Consider the following 13745-nt stretch of genomic DNA (forward strand, 5'->3'; position numbering starts at 1 on the left):
ATGGAAAAGTTAAGTAAACATGCTGTGAAGCTTTTGAATAGTAAAATTGGTGTCAAAAACCTGCTAGCCAATAAGGAAATTGATTTGAAAAAAGTGCTCAATCGTACTCGCTACGAACAGGAACTTGGCCAATTGCAGGCAAAGCTGGTTAGGCTACAAACTTGGGTTATAGAAAATGATAAAAAGATTGTAATCATTTTTGAAGGAAGAGACGCAGCAGGTAAGGGTGGGGCAATTCGTAGAATCACCGAACATATCAATCCAAGGCATTTTAAAATCATCGCATTGGATAAGCCAAGCACTGATGAGGAACACCAATGGTTTTTTCAACGCTACGTTAACCATTTGCCCAAGCCCGGTCAAATGGTTTTTTTCGATCGAAGCTGGTACAACCGTGCCATTGTAGAGCCTGTAAATGGATTCTGCACCGATGCCGAATATCAAATTTTTATGAGTCAGGTAAATGGTTTTGAAAAAATGCTCATTCAATCGGATATCTACCTAATTAAGTTTTATTTTTCAATCAATAAAGATGAACAAGCCAGAAGGTTTGAAGAAATAGAAAACAGTCCTTTAAAAAGATGGAAACTAACGGCAGTTGATAAAAGAGCGCAAGAGCTTTGGGATGATTACACTAAGTATAAGGATGCGATGTTCGAATCTACAAATACTGAACTAGCACCTTGGACGATAATTGAAGCAAATAGAAAAACTAAAGCTAGAATTGCAGCTATTAATCATATTCTGCGTACTATACCATACGAGAAGTAAATTTAGCCCAAGCGTATTTTACTTCCTTGAACAGGTTAGAATCAAAACAAATTTTAAATTTATAAATACGGATCAATGAAAATTCAACTTAATTCAGACAACAATATTGAAGGAACTGATGACCTTAAAGGCTATTTGGATGAAACAATTAGCAAAGGACTTAGCCGATTTGAAGAGCAAATCACTAGAATAGAAGTGCACGTGTCGGATGAGAATGGAGCTAAGGGCGGCCAAAAAGATAAACGTTGCTTATTAGAAGCTCGTCTTGCTGGGCTCGAACCCATAGCTGTTACCCATCAAGCGGATACTTTACATCAATCTGTAACAGGAGCCATAGATAAAATGAAAGCAGCACTCGATACTCGAATCGGAAAGCTTAGAAATCATTAAAAATTATAAATGCTGACTCATTTGGGACAGCATTTTTTTTATCTAGCTAATACTATATTCATTGAATTTCAAATATATAAGTGGACAGAAATTTTAGGAAGATTATTTATTTAATTCTATTTCAACTATATTAGTAACATCTAATGTATATACACGTATTTGTGATATATAAGTAGTAATGACGAAGCTAGAAGAAGCCATACAGCAGAAGAAATTTGTGAGCGAGCGGCAAAAAGCCAACTTGAACATAATGTACACCTCATCTTGGATCACGGGCAAGATTAGTTCGGTACTCAAGCCGTATGGCATTTCTCCACAGCAATTCAATATTTTACGAATTCTGAATGGGCAAAAAGGCAAACCAGCCACAGTGAAGATGCTCACCGAGAGAATGATTGACAAGATGTCCAATACCAGCCGCTTGGTGGAGAAGCTAAAAATAAAAGGCTTGGTAGATCGCCGAGAATGTGAGCAAGATCGCAGACAAGTCGATATATTTTTGACCGACAAAGGACTTAAAGTAATGAATGAGTGCTCGGCCGAAATATTCAATAAAGTAGAATCAGCATTAAATCTTACGGAAGATGAAGCTGGATTACTTAACCAATTACTAGATAAAATTAGGGAGTAGTATTAAAAAGCGACTATATTCATGAGCGGCCACAGTGTCGCTCTTTTTATTTCAAGGCCAATCATGCATATTAGTTTATGGATAATATTTATCAGCAAGCATTTACCATACGAGCTTCCGAGATAGATCAGTATAAGCGGTTGAGATTAGATGCATTTGCCGCCCTAATGCAGGAAGTAGCTTGGGAGCATGCGAGTTTATTAAAAGTAGGAAAGCAGTTTTTTGATGAAAATAGATTTTGGGTTTTATCTCGATTGCAGATTCATGTAAATAGATTGCCAATTTGGGGTGAAGAGGTGGTGCTAAGAACATGGCCAAAGGGAATAGATAAATTTTTTGCATTGCGGGATTTTGAAATGAAAACGCGGGAGGGTGAAGAACTCGTTAGCGCAACTTCGGCTTGGCTTATAATGAATGAAACTTCTCGCCGTCCAATCCGCCCAGATGAAATAATAGGTAGGCTAAATCCAGTTGCAAACTTAGAAGCTATTGCAGGAACAGCACCAAAAATAGAAAGTACAAACCCATCCTCCCTCCGCATTTATACTCGCACGGCTCGAGTGTCTGACTTGGATATGAATGGTCATGTCAACAACGTTACATATCTCCGTTGGGCTTTAGATAGCCTCTATGGATCTGATTTTTCGGAAGCTCAGCCTTTCATGGAAATATCAATTAATTATCTCTCAGAAACATTTTTACATGAAGTAATTGACCTTTCAATCACTTCTGAATCAAAGCAATCAACTGTTATAGCGGGTATTTCAAGCCGTGACCAAAGAAAAGTATTTATGGTAAGGGTAAATTGAAAAATTGGAGCTAATTTCGGCTATTAAAAGATTGAATCTGCAGGGTCAAAATAGATTATAGATCTTTAGTATGAGAGCGCCTTTCCTTACCGTATTTATCTGCGTAGTGTTGAGCATTCCTTTCCAATCAATTGGTCAAGCCAAATTGGACAGCTTGCTTACGGTACTTCCTACGCAAAAGGATTTCGATAAACTTCAAACACTAAATAACCTTGTGTATGAGTATGCATTTTTCGATATGGAATCTGCAGAATTCTATGGTAAACAGGCTTATGAATTGGCTTCAAACTTAGGTAATGATAGTGCCAAAATTGAAACCATGAATTACTTTGGTATTGCTTTAATTGCAGCGAGGAAATTTGATGAAGCCTTAGAAATATTAGAGAATGCTAAAAATCAAGCAGAAGAAAAGGGATATAAAAAGGCTTTAGCAAATGCATTTAATAATCTGGGTCGCTACTATCATGCTCAATCTAATTTTCCCATTGCACTTGAGCATTTTATATTGGCAAAGGATGTCCGAGAGGAGATAGGTGATAGTTTAGGTCTTGCAGCTTCTTACAATAATTTGGGAGTAATTGAGCTTCAACAAGGAAATTATGAGCAGACTAGAGAATACTTAGAAAAGGCCTATTTTTTTTATCTAAAGACTGGAGACCTAGAAAGATCTGGAACCACCTTAAATAATATTGGAAATCTTTACAGAGATCAAGGCTCATTAGAAAAGGCAATAGAGGCATATTTGGAAGGAATTAGTATACTTGAAAAAGTTGGTAAGTACCATGAACTAGGTATAACCGAAAGAAATTTGGCTGTTGCTTTGGCTCAAAATGGTGAGTTGGAAAGGGCATTAGAATATGCTCGTAAAGCACTGGATTTTAGGAGATCTGGTTCTAATGATAACGAAAAAATTTCCACCTTGAATACAATGGGCAATATAATGCTCCGAATGGGTGAATTGGACAGCGCATTAATCTTATTGAAAGAAGCAGAAGAGCTGATTGTAGATAATACTCAAAACGCATTGTATCTGGATATATCCAAAAATCTAGCAGATACTTATGCTAACATGGGAGAGTATGATCAAGGCTTCTTGTATATGGAGAAGGCATTTTCGCTTAAAGACAGTGTGAATAGCGCAGAGAAGCAAAAAGCTTTACAAGAAATGAAAAATCGCTTCGAACTTGAAAAGTATCAAGAAGAATTGGCATTGCTGAATTTGGAATCAGAATCCCAACAAAACTCGATTAGACGACTTTTTATTATCAGCCTTGCAGTAGGATCATTGGTTATTATATTAGTGATTTTGCTTTACTTCCTGTTTAGATCGAGTAATCAGAAGAAGAGATTAAATGATGAACTTCAGCTAAGCTCAAAACTTATTGAGAGACAACGCAATTCTTTAATTGAGCTAAATAAAGAAAAGGACTATTTCTTAAGAATTGTGGCGCATGATATTGCCAATCAGCTTGCCAATATAAAAGGCCTACTGACATTAATGGAGCATGAGAAGAATGATGGAGCTGATAGAAGCGAATTGGCTCATTACTGTGAAAGAATAGGTAGTATCACGGGCAACATGATTTTGATGGTTCGTAAAGTATTAGATGTACGTAATCTAGATTTAGCAGTGCTGGTGCCTGATATGAAATCAGTAAATGTAAATGACCTGATTAAGGATTTGATTTTGTCCTACAAGGAAAAGGCGCGAAGTAAAAATATTGAAATCATTGTGCCTGAGTTGTCAAATAAAGAAAGTATAATTTCTGACCCGCAATTTTTGATGCAAGCCATGGATAATTTGCTCAATAATGCGATTAAGTTCTCTCCAGTTGGTTCGAAGGTTGGTGTATATATTCAAAAGAACAGTAATATTACTATTTCTGTTTTTGACGAAGGCCCTGGTATACCACCTAACGAAGTAGATAGGTTGTTTGAAAAATATTCAAAGTTATCTGCCAAGCCAACTGCAGGCGAAGACTCTAATGGTTTGGGCTTATCAATAGTTCGAAAATACGTAACGGTTTTAGGTGGGAGGGTCTGGCAAGAAAATCGTCCTGAGGGAGGTTCTGTATTTAAAATTGAGCTTCCATATTAGTGTTTCGAATATTTTATGGCGCAGTGTGGCATTTTTTTCCATTTAGAACTCATATTTCTCTAGTCTATTTATTCAAACAAGCTGGAAAAGCTTAATTTTGCCAGTCAAAAATAAATTTTTATGGGAAGAGCATTCGAATTTCGCAAAGCACGCAAAATGAAGCGTTGGGGTCAAATGGCCAAAACTTTTACCAAAATAGGTAAGGACATTGTAATTGCAGTGAAGGAGGGTGGTCCGGAGCCAGAAGCAAATGCGCGTCTTCGTGCGATTATTCAAAATGCCAAGGCAGTAAACATGCCTAAGGAAAACGTAGAGCGTGCGATCAAAAAAGCTAGTGCAAAAGATGTAGCCAACTATGAGGAAATCGTTTACGAAGGTTATGGCCCACATGGTGTTGCATTCCTAATAGAAACTGCCACTGACAATCCTTATCGAACAGTAGCTAATATTAGGATGTATTTCAGCAGATCGAATGGCTCATTGGGTACGAGTGGTTCAGTGGCATTTATGTTCGATCACAAATGCTTTTTGAGAATTGCTGCGGACGGAATAGATGTAGAAGAGTTGGAGTTTGAACTGATCGATTATGGAGCGGAAGAAGTTTTTGAAGATGACGATCAAATTGCTATTTATGGTGATTTCACAGCATTTGGATCTTTACAGAAATATTTAGAGGAAAAAGGCCGCGAAGTATTGAGTTCTGGTTTTGAGCGACTCCCATCAAACTTTGTGGAATTGGACGAACAGCAGGAGGAAGAAATTCAAAAGCTTATCGAAAAATTTGAAGACGACGAGGATATTCAATCCGTCTTTCACAATATGCAGTAATTCATTCTCAATTATTCTTATTTCCTCCAATTCGCTCAACACACAAAATGAAGAAAATATATGTAGCATCACGAAATCCTGTGAAAGTAGCTTGTACTCGAGCTGGATTTGAGCGATGTTTTCCATATGTAATGTTTGATGTGGAGGGAGTGAATATTCCTTCCGGAGTACCTGCTCAGCCAATGACTGATAAGGAAACCTATGAAGGAGCACTGATTAGAGCTGAACGAGCTAAGGAGGCATTTCCCGATGGTGAGTTTTGGGTTGGGATTGAAGGAGGTTTGGATCAGAAAGACGGAAACCTGGAAGCCTTTGCTTGGGTAGTGATTATTGGTAAATTCAAATCTGGTAAATCTAGGACATCCACTTTTTTTCTACCTCCCGCTATAATTGAGTTGGTATTAAAAGGACATGAATTAGGTGAGGCAACGGATATTATTTTTAATAAGGATGGCACAAAAATGAAAAGTGGTGCTGTAGGAATGCTCACTAGAGATTTACTTAATAGAACGGAGTATTATGAGCAGGCAATTACGCTAGCCTTGATTCCATTTATCAATCCACACCTTTTCTGATTTATTAGAATCCTTTGTTTCGCAAATTCTGAAAATAAGCTCGCATAGCTTGCTCCCAATTGGCATGTGCATCCCAAGTATCTCCAAGATAAATTTCTTGTGCGTAAAGTTGTCGCACATAATATTTGTGTACTAATTGGCCGCCTGGATGGGCATTTTCATTATAGCCAAGTATTTCTCTCAGGTTGCCTTCCGGAGCTCTCAAATAGCCAAGTATCCACTGAAAGCCATTACGACGAAGGACATCTTCGCTTATGGCAGCGTTTACCAATTCATATTTGTAAGGATAAGTCTTAGCGATTTCTTTCAGTCGAGCATTTTTTGCAGCTGCATTAGGATCGTTTTCTGGAAACATCCGTATGGCGAGGTTATCTAACTTTAAATCTGGGTTATATACCTCAAATCTTTTATCCGCAGGGATGCTTGCCGCTCTGAAAAAAGCCGGAAAATCAGGAATAAGGAAATTGGTGGAGGAAATGCTAGAGTTGCCAAGTGTATTTTTTAATGCTTCGTCTAATTGCTCAAATTCATTGAAAGAGAGATGCCAAGATGAAGCATCAGCTTTTACAAAATCAGCATCTTTGCTAAATGGAGCAATAGTTAGTTCCATTCCTCCCGCTCGGTTTTGCGAAAGTATTAGAACATTGGCAAATTGACGACGAAGCAACAAAGGCAGTAATTCTTTTTGGGCATCTGGTCCAGCCATCACTTCTTCTAATTGATAATAGGCAATCGCATCAATTTTGTTCTTTTGCAAAATAGGATGGATTTTCTTGGCTAATTCTTGCCAAGGAGTATTTCCCGGAGATATCAGAACCATGCTTCGTTCACGAAGTAGTTCGGGAGGCAAAGCATTACCATCTTTTAGCTGCGCAAGCTGTGGCATCACTTCTGTGGCTTGAGCGAAACTGCTAATCGGAAAATATGCCCAACCGCAAATGAGAATGGCCGTTAAAAATCTAGAAAAATTCAATTTCAATTTATATTTACCTTTGGATATAAAAGTAACCATAGCAAATTAACAACGCTACCAATCTAGGAATTTTATGAGCTCATTATATTATTTACCTAAAACCAATCAATCAGTGCAATCACCAAGAAAACCAATTGTAAATGTTTTGAATAAATTCAGTTTAATCACCTTTCTATTGATAGTTGGTTTTGTTGGATTATTATTCCCATTAGACTTAAGTGCTCAAAAAATTGATAGGGAACAATTACTTAAAGATATACAAATATTATCTGCCGATGATATGGAAGGTCGCAAGGCTGGAACGGCGGGAGGTGAAAAAGCACGACAATATCTTATTGGTAGATTTAGAGATAATCACATATTATCCTATGCTCAAGGTTATGAACAGCCTTTCAGTTTCAATACCTTCAGATCGAATGAGCGCTACGAGAATAATGTAAACTTAATTGGCTATATAGAAGGCGAAATTGAAGATATAATTGTCGTGTCAGCTCATTATGACCACATAGGTCTAGCAGAAGATAAAATATATAATGGCGCAGATGATAATGCCTCCGGTGTTTCAGCTATGCTAGCGATTGCAGCCTACTTCAAGGAAAATAAACCTAGACATACAATAGTTTTTGCGGCATTCGATGCGGAGGAGCAAGGCAAAAAAGGAGCAATTTACTTCGTTTCCAAGCCGCCTGAAGAATTGAGAAAAGGGCTAATTCGACTCAATATCAATATGGATATGCTATCGCAAAATGATAAAAACGAACTTTATGCATCTGGTACATTTCACAATCCATGGCTCAAGCCGCTTTTAGAAGAAGTTGTGACCCCAGAGAATTTCACATTACAATTTGGCCACGACAGACCAGAGCAAGGTGCTGATGATTGGACGAATTCATCCGATCATGGGCCATTCCATAAGGAAGGTATTCCATTCATTTATTTTGGAGTGGAGGATCATGCCAATTATCATCAAGCGACAGATACTTTTGAGAATATCCATCCAGACTTTTACTATAATGCTGCATCATTTGTGTTGGATGCGGTTATTCACTTAGATAAAGTGGACTTGATGACGGCACCATCCTCCCGCAATTAAGTTACCTTGCAAATATCTGCGAAGTGTCTTGAAATGATTTGAACTCCAACGCATTGCCGCTTGGGTCGAGAAAAAACATGGTAGCTTGCTCACCAACTTCTCCTTTAAATCTGATGTAAGGTTCTATTACGAAGTCTGTTCCAACTGCTTTCAGTTTGTCTGCTAAGATATGCCATTGCTCCCAAGGCAGCACGGCGCCAAAGTGCCTTACAGGTACCGACTTAGAATCTACTTCGTTGGTTTTGGCATTGCTTAGTTCCTCTGGTTTCAGATGAGCTGATAGCTGATGGCCAAAGAAATTGAAATCAACCCATTTGTCTGTAAATCGACCCATTTCACAGCCAAGTAATTCGCCATAAAAGGATTTAGTTGCTTCCAAATCGGCAACAGGAAAGGCTAAGTGAAAAGGTGTATAGTTTAAAGCACTCATTTTTGTGGATAATAGATTAAATTAGAAAATAATTTCCTTCGCAAGCGCAAGTTGCTAAAATGAATCAAGAATTAATAAAGAAAAAAGTAGCATTAGTATTGTCAAGTGGTGGTGCTCGTGGTGTTGCGCACATTGGTGTAATAGAGGCATTGGAAGAGTTGGGCTATGATATCCATTCTATTGCGGGCTGCTCAATGGGTGCTGTAGTTGGTGGAATATATGCTGCAGGCAAATTACCTGAATTTAAAGAATGGCTTTGTAACCTTGATAAGGTGGATCTCTTCAAATTGTTTGATTTCACACTGAGCAGTCAAGGCTTCGTAAAAGGCGAGAAGGTCTTCAAAGAGCTTAGAAACTTTATTGAGGATTGCAATATTGAGGATTTAAAAATCCCATTTGTATGTGTAGCAGTGGATATTTTAGGAGATGAAGAGGTAGTGTTCAACAAAGGCAGTTTATTTGATGCAATGCGTGCATCTGCTTCGATTCCATCTATTGTTACCCCTGTGAGAATAAATGGGCAAATATTGATCGATGGTGGTGTATTAAACCCTATTCCATTGAATCAAATCAACAGAATTGAGGATGACTTACTTGTAGTAGTGGATGTAAACGGCAAAGTAAAATTTGAGAAAAAGGAATCCAAAACCAAAAAGAATGAAGAAAAGGAATACCAAAACAAAGTGGAGGAATTTGCCCAAAAGCTTTGGTCTCTTTGGCCGAAGAGCCATGATGAGGAAAAGAAATTTGGCATCCTCGAACTTGTAACCAAATCATTAGACTTAATGCAAGACAAGCTTTCAGACATAATCTTAGAAAAGCATCGACCGGATATACTAGTAACGGTGCCGAGAAATGCAGCGGGCACATTTGAATTTTACAAATCAGCAGAGTTGATTGACTTTGGGAAAAAAATGTTTCTAAAAAAGCATGAGGAATGGGTGAAAAGCAAGCAGGAAGCATAAGTCAGCTTAACCAAAGCCTTGGGAATATCGACATATACTTGCTCGATCAAATACTAAAAGGCCGATTTGACGCGAGTATGAAATTACTCGACGCAGGTTGTGGAGAAGGCAGAAATTTGACTTGGTTTATTCAGCAGGGCTACGAAATCCATGCAATTGATCAGAATGAGAGTGCTTTGCAAATGCTCAAATACCAAATGCGCAGTCTTAATAGAGACGATTTAGTAGAGAATGTTTATAAAATGGATTTGGCAGAAATGCTTTTTCCAGACAAAGCTTTCAAAATTGTGATTTGTTCTGCTGTCCTTCATTTTGCAAATAATGAGCAGCATTTTGATGCAATGCTAAGCGAGCTCACCAGAGTAACTGCAAAAGGAGGGTATCTATTTGTCAGAGCTACGACGTCTAGAGGATTATCACCCGATTCCTATCAATCCATTTATGATGGTCGTTTTCATTTGGCTGATGGCAGTGAGCGTTTTTTGATGACCGATTCGCATATTTCTAGACTGCTAGCGATGGGTTGGGAAGCTGTTGAACCAATTAAAACAGTATTAGTAGAAGATTATCGAAGTATGTTAGTAGCAGTTTTACGCAGAAAAGAATAGTAGAACCTATTTTTGTAATACCAATTTTCGTCTGGCGATTTTAATACTCCACATTCCTCGTAAATCGCCCATGTCATGGTTCAAAGCATTATCATTAGGGTATTTCTCTTGGAGTGCTTTCAATGTTTCTGCTTGCACTTGGGTGTTTTCAATGCCGTGACAATTAAGACATAACCCATTTCCAATTACGATTGGCTTTGTATAAAGAATATAGTCGGCTCCTATCTTTTGAACATTATCGCTTAGTTCAATATCATTCTCCATGTTATATTCATAAGCCTCTAGAAGAGGCATTTCAGCTTCATTAGGTTGGTCTTGAGGATTTCTCCATCTATTGCTAGCTCGTCTTATTTCAACATCAAAGTCTTCCGAAACAGATTTCAGTAGTGGCAAAGCATTTACATTACAATAATCTATGGCGTTGGTTATTCCTCCCGCTTCTATTGCTTGCATTAATTCTTGGATCAAACTTGCTTGTGCGCTATCCGCGACCTTTCGACCATATTCAAATGCCCTGTCTATAATTTCACCGTCACTAATTACTCTTATTTCTCTTTCATCTAACTCTTTGGCTACTTCTTCGGTAATCAGTCCTTTCTGACTTTCTGGATTTCCACAGCTAATTATTAGACATCCGATAGCAATTATGGAGCAAATAGATTTATACATAATTCGAAGCTTTTTGTTAATAACGAATCAAAAGCAAAATTCTCTTTTCAATTTCGTAATTTTGCAGTCAATTACACAAAGATATGTTAGATAAGCTCGAAGCCATAAAAAATAGATTTGAAGAAGTTGCCGAATTCTTGGTAGATCCCAATGTAATGAGCGATGTAAAACGTTACACACAGCTCAACAAAGAGTATAAAGATCTCGACAAGATTGTAACCAAATACCATGAGTATAAGGATGTACTTGAAGGTATAAAGAACTGCAAGCAAATACTTGAAAAAGAAAAGGATCCAGATTTTAGAGAAATGGCTAAGGAGGAATTGGATTTACTTTTACCTAAAAAGGACGAGCTGGAAGAGGTAATGCGGCAAATGATGATTCCAAAGGATCCAAATGACAGTAAAAATGCCATTTTAGAAATTCGTGCTGGTACAGGAGGGGATGAAGCGGGCATATTTGCTGGGGATTTATTCAGGATGTATCAGCGATATGCAGAGAAAATGGGATGGAGATTGAATGTGATGGATTTCACAGAAGGTTCATCTGGAGGGTATAAAGAAATTGTTTGTGAGATTTCGGGAGAAGATGTTTATGGTAAAATGAAATACGAATCGGGAGTGCATCGAGTGCAACGTGTGCCTGCTACCGAAACTCAAGGTCGAGTTCATACTTCAGCAGCGACTGTTGCAGTACTTCCCGAAATGGAAGAAGTAGAAGTAAACATCGATATGAACGATGTAAGAAAAGATACTTTCTGTTCTTCTGGGCCAGGTGGTCAGTCAGTGAATACTACTTATTCGGCAGTACGGCTTACCCACGGCCCTACTGGCTTGGTAGTTTCTTGTCAGGATGAGAAATCTCAAATCAAGAACTTCGAGAAGGCACTTAAAGTGTTGCGCTCTAGGATATACGAATTGGAGCTAAAAAAACATAATGATGCGGTTGGCGCACAACGTAACTCCATGATAGGTAGTGGTGATAGGTCAGATAAAATTCGAACCTACAATTACCCACAAGGAAGAGTTACAGATCACCGAATTGGTTATACGGTTTATAATCTTCCTGTAGTAATGGAAGGAGAGATTGGAGAATTTATCCAACAATTACGATTAGCTGAAAATGCTGAAAAACTAAAAGCGGGAGGTGGAGGCTTATAGTCTTATATTGAGTTGAAGAGCAATTGCAGGGATGCATTAATTATATTGCGTTTTGATTAATCATTCCTTCAACGATGAAAAAAATTTTACTTCCAAGTTTAGTTCTTTTAGCTTTCATATTTGGTTTTGGGGTTGCCAAATATCAAGGTGAAATCACTATTGAAAGCATAGCCGAAGCAGAGAAAATTTTTAACCTAGAATTCTCCGATGCAAAGCGCAATCAAATGCTCAATAGTCTTAAATCCAATCAGCGCTCTTTGGAAGCATTGCATGGATATGAGCTTGATAATAATACTCCTCCCGCAATGGTTTTCAATCCACTGCCAATTGGATTTGAGGGTCCTTCGCAGCAATCGGTTATTGATTGGAATATCCCAAACAATATTGACATGCCAGCAAATAAGGATGAATTGGCATTTATGGGCATTGCTAAGCTAGCTTCCCTTATTCAAAACAGAAAAATCACTTCTGTAGAATTAACCCAATTCTTTATCAGTAGACTCAAAACCTATGGCGATACACTAGAATGTGTGGTTACCATCACAGAGGATAGAGCAATGCAAATGGCTCAGAAGGCAGACAGAGAAATTGCTGCTGGAAATTACAAGGGGCCGCTTCATGGGATACCTTATGGAGTGAAGGATTTGTTTGCTGTGGAAGGGTACAAAACTACATGGGGAGCTATGCCTTACAAGGATCAAGTACGTGAAGAAACGGCTACTGTAGTGCAAAAACTTGATGAAGCAGGTGCAGTTTTAATTGCAAAACTTACACTTGGTGCTTTGGCAATGGGCGATGTTTGGTATGGTGGCGTGACCAAAAATCCATGGAATATGGAGCAAGGCTCAAGTGGTTCATCTGCTGGTTCGGCTTCGGCAGTGGCTGCTGGATTAGTGCCATTTGCTTTGGGAACGGAGACACTAGGTTCGATTGTGTCGCCATCTACCCGCTGTGGTGTCACAGGCTTACGACCAACTTTTGGCAGGGTAAGTAGAGCAGGAGCAATGGCACTTAGTTGGAGTATGGATAAAGTTGGTCCTATGACTCGAAGTGCAGAAGATTTAGCGATTGTTTTCGATGCAATACAAGGTGTGGATGGTTTGGATCCTTCATTGATTCAGGCATCATTCAATCATAATTCCGATAAGGATTTGAGTCAACTGAAAGTGGGCTATATAAAAAGCTTTTTCGATGGGCAGTATAGAGGGAATGAATTTGATAAGCAGGTGTTGAAGGATTTGGAGTCATTAGGTGTAGAATTGCGGGAGGTTCAGTGGAACTTTGATTTGCCAATTACAGCTCTAAGAATAATTCTCAATGCCGAAGCTGGTGCAGCATTCGATGAATTGACTCGCTCAGGTATGGATAGTTTGCTAGTGGCTCAAAGCAATAATGCCTGGCCAAATATATTTCGATCTTCAAGGTTTATTTCCGCTGCCGATTATATCAACGCCAATAGAGTCCGTACCGAGTTAATTCAGCAAGTGAATGCCTTGATGCAGGATTATGATGTAATTGTTACACCTAGCTACGGAGGAAGCCAATTACTTGTAACCAATCTTACCGGACAGCCATGTTTGGTCGCTCCAAATGGTTTTTTCGATAATGGAAGTCCATCAAGTATTTCATTTATCGGTAATCTATTCGAAGAGGAGAAATTGATTCAGCTGGCAAGTGCTTGGCAAGGAGTCACTGAGCATAATAAGCTCCAACCTCCTTTGTTTGCGAGCAGCAAGTAATTGAAT

15 protein-coding genes are annotated in these 13745 nt (G+C 38.5%); 12 read left to right on the plus strand and 3 right to left on the minus strand.

The genetic code is table 11. The features are described 5' to 3' along the window. From ppk2 to yjjX, 7 genes are all read left to right on the plus strand, one after another. Entirely contained in the window at window positions 1-771 is a 771-nt protein-coding gene (gene ppk2 / locus ACOXY8_RS11960) for a polyphosphate kinase 2 (RefSeq protein WP_458331832.1), read from the plus strand. Between the two features lie 75 nt (window positions 772-846). Next, window positions 847-1161 carry an HPF/RaiA family ribosome-associated protein gene (locus ACOXY8_RS11965; RefSeq protein WP_458331833.1) on the plus strand — a complete coding sequence of 105 codons (315 nt, stop codon included), beginning with the start codon at window positions 847-849 and terminating at the stop codon, window positions 1159-1161. 178 nt (window positions 1162-1339) lie between these two features. Beyond that, the gene (locus ACOXY8_RS11970) at window positions 1340-1792 is read left to right on the plus strand and encodes a MarR family winged helix-turn-helix transcriptional regulator (protein WP_458331834.1); all 453 of its coding nucleotides are present in this window, start codon (window positions 1340-1342) and stop codon (window positions 1790-1792) included. A 77-nt stretch (window positions 1793-1869) separates the two neighbouring features. Next, window positions 1870-2601, plus strand: a complete 732-nt coding sequence (locus ACOXY8_RS11975; protein WP_458331835.1) for an acyl-[acyl-carrier-protein] thioesterase — start codon at window positions 1870-1872, stop codon at window positions 2599-2601. 70 nt (window positions 2602-2671) lie between these two features. After that, on the plus strand, window positions 2672-4699 hold the full coding sequence (locus ACOXY8_RS11980) for a tetratricopeptide repeat-containing sensor histidine kinase (RefSeq protein ID WP_458331836.1): 2028 nt from the start codon (window positions 2672-2674) through the stop codon (window positions 4697-4699). Window positions 4700-4819: 120 nt separating this feature from the next. Beyond that, window positions 4820-5527 (plus strand): YebC/PmpR family DNA-binding transcriptional regulator, encoded by a 708-nt coding sequence (locus ACOXY8_RS11985; RefSeq protein WP_458331837.1) that lies wholly within the window; start codon window positions 4820-4822, stop codon window positions 5525-5527. A 47-nt stretch (window positions 5528-5574) separates the two neighbouring features. Beyond that, a complete protein-coding gene (yjjX, locus tag ACOXY8_RS11990) occupies window positions 5575-6102 on the plus strand; it encodes an inosine/xanthosine triphosphatase (protein ID WP_458331838.1) in 528 nt (175 codons plus the stop codon). A gap of 4 nt (window positions 6103-6106) precedes the next feature. Here the strand turns inward: yjjX and ACOXY8_RS11995 are convergent, their stop codons facing one another. Next, the gene (locus tag ACOXY8_RS11995; RefSeq protein WP_458331839.1) at window positions 6107-7081 is read right to left on the minus strand and encodes a hypothetical protein; all 975 of its coding nucleotides are present in this window, start codon (window positions 7079-7081) and stop codon (window positions 6107-6109) included. Window positions 7082-7148: 67 nt separating this feature from the next. Here ACOXY8_RS11995 and ACOXY8_RS12000 point away from each other — a divergent pair, with 67 nt between their 5' ends. Next, a complete protein-coding gene (locus ACOXY8_RS12000; RefSeq protein ID WP_458331840.1) occupies window positions 7149-8168 on the plus strand; it encodes a M20/M25/M40 family metallo-hydrolase in 1020 nt (339 codons plus the stop codon). A gap of 1 nt (window position 8169) precedes the next feature. Here the strand turns inward: ACOXY8_RS12000 and ACOXY8_RS12005 are convergent, their stop codons facing one another. Further along, window positions 8170-8598, minus strand: a complete 429-nt coding sequence (locus ACOXY8_RS12005) for a VOC family protein (protein ID WP_458331841.1) — start codon at window positions 8596-8598, stop codon at window positions 8170-8172. 59 nt (window positions 8599-8657) lie between these two features. On the opposite strand from ACOXY8_RS12005, the gene ACOXY8_RS12010 reads away from it, so the two are divergent. Both ACOXY8_RS12010 and ACOXY8_RS12015 read left to right on the plus strand, forming a co-directional pair. After that, a complete protein-coding gene (locus ACOXY8_RS12010) occupies window positions 8658-9563 on the plus strand; it encodes a patatin-like phospholipase family protein (protein WP_458331842.1) in 906 nt (301 codons plus the stop codon). Further along, entirely contained in the window at window positions 9536-10171 is a 636-nt protein-coding gene (locus ACOXY8_RS12015; RefSeq protein ID WP_458331843.1) for a class I SAM-dependent methyltransferase, read from the plus strand. The genes ACOXY8_RS12010 and ACOXY8_RS12015 overlap by 28 nt, the downstream gene beginning before the upstream one ends. A 6-nt stretch (window positions 10172-10177) precedes the next feature. Here the strand turns inward: ACOXY8_RS12015 and ACOXY8_RS12020 are convergent, their stop codons facing one another. Then, a complete protein-coding gene (locus ACOXY8_RS12020; RefSeq protein ID WP_458331844.1) occupies window positions 10178-10840 on the minus strand; it encodes a Tll0287-like domain-containing protein in 663 nt (220 codons plus the stop codon). Between the two features lie 83 nt (window positions 10841-10923). On the opposite strand from ACOXY8_RS12020, the gene prfA reads away from it, so the two are divergent. Both prfA and ACOXY8_RS12030 read left to right on the plus strand, forming a co-directional pair. Continuing rightward, on the plus strand, window positions 10924-12000 hold the full coding sequence (gene prfA / locus ACOXY8_RS12025) for a peptide chain release factor 1 (protein ID WP_458331845.1): 1077 nt from the start codon (window positions 10924-10926) through the stop codon (window positions 11998-12000). Window positions 12001-12074: 74 nt separating this feature from the next. Continuing rightward, window positions 12075-13739 (plus strand): amidase, encoded by a 1665-nt coding sequence (locus tag ACOXY8_RS12030; protein ID WP_458331846.1) that lies wholly within the window; start codon window positions 12075-12077, stop codon window positions 13737-13739. The last annotated feature ends 6 nt before the right edge of the window (window positions 13740-13745 follow it).

The sequence above is a fragment of the Peijinzhouia sedimentorum genome (assembly GCF_049340005.1).
GTDB lineage: Bacteria > Bacteroidota > Bacteroidia > Cytophagales > Cyclobacteriaceae > CAXBDP01.

Excerpts from the sequence above, each read along its gene's own strand:
- ppk2 (WP_458331832.1), top strand. The coding sequence starts at position 1 with ATGGAAAAGTTAAGTAAACATGCTGTGAAGCTTTTGAATAGTAAAATT.
- ACOXY8_RS11965 (WP_458331833.1), top strand. The coding sequence starts at position 847 with ATGAAAATTCAACTTAATTCAGACAACAATATTGAAGGAACTGATGAC.
- ACOXY8_RS11970 (WP_458331834.1), top strand. The coding sequence starts at position 1,340 with ATGACGAAGCTAGAAGAAGCCATACAGCAGAAGAAATTTGTGAGCGAG.
- ACOXY8_RS11975 (WP_458331835.1), top strand. The coding sequence starts at position 1,870 with ATGGATAATATTTATCAGCAAGCATTTACCATACGAGCTTCCGAGATA.
- ACOXY8_RS11980 (WP_458331836.1), top strand. The coding sequence starts at position 2,672 with ATGAGAGCGCCTTTCCTTACCGTATTTATCTGCGTAGTGTTGAGCATT.
- ACOXY8_RS11985 (WP_458331837.1), top strand. The coding sequence starts at position 4,820 with ATGGGAAGAGCATTCGAATTTCGCAAAGCACGCAAAATGAAGCGTTGG.
- yjjX (WP_458331838.1), top strand. The coding sequence starts at position 5,575 with ATGAAGAAAATATATGTAGCATCACGAAATCCTGTGAAAGTAGCTTGT.
- ACOXY8_RS12000 (WP_458331840.1), top strand. The coding sequence starts at position 7,149 with ATGAGCTCATTATATTATTTACCTAAAACCAATCAATCAGTGCAATCA.
- ACOXY8_RS12005 (WP_458331841.1), bottom strand. The coding sequence starts at position 8,598 with ATGAGTGCTTTAAACTATACACCTTTTCACTTAGCCTTTCCTGTTGCC.
- ACOXY8_RS12010 (WP_458331842.1), top strand. The coding sequence starts at position 8,658 with ATGAATCAAGAATTAATAAAGAAAAAAGTAGCATTAGTATTGTCAAGT.
- ACOXY8_RS12015 (WP_458331843.1), top strand. The coding sequence starts at position 9,536 with ATGGGTGAAAAGCAAGCAGGAAGCATAAGTCAGCTTAACCAAAGCCTT.
- ACOXY8_RS12020 (WP_458331844.1), bottom strand. The coding sequence starts at position 10,840 with ATGTATAAATCTATTTGCTCCATAATTGCTATCGGATGTCTAATAATT.
- prfA (WP_458331845.1), top strand. The coding sequence starts at position 10,924 with ATGTTAGATAAGCTCGAAGCCATAAAAAATAGATTTGAAGAAGTTGCC.
- ACOXY8_RS12030 (WP_458331846.1), top strand. The coding sequence starts at position 12,075 with ATGAAAAAAATTTTACTTCCAAGTTTAGTTCTTTTAGCTTTCATATTT.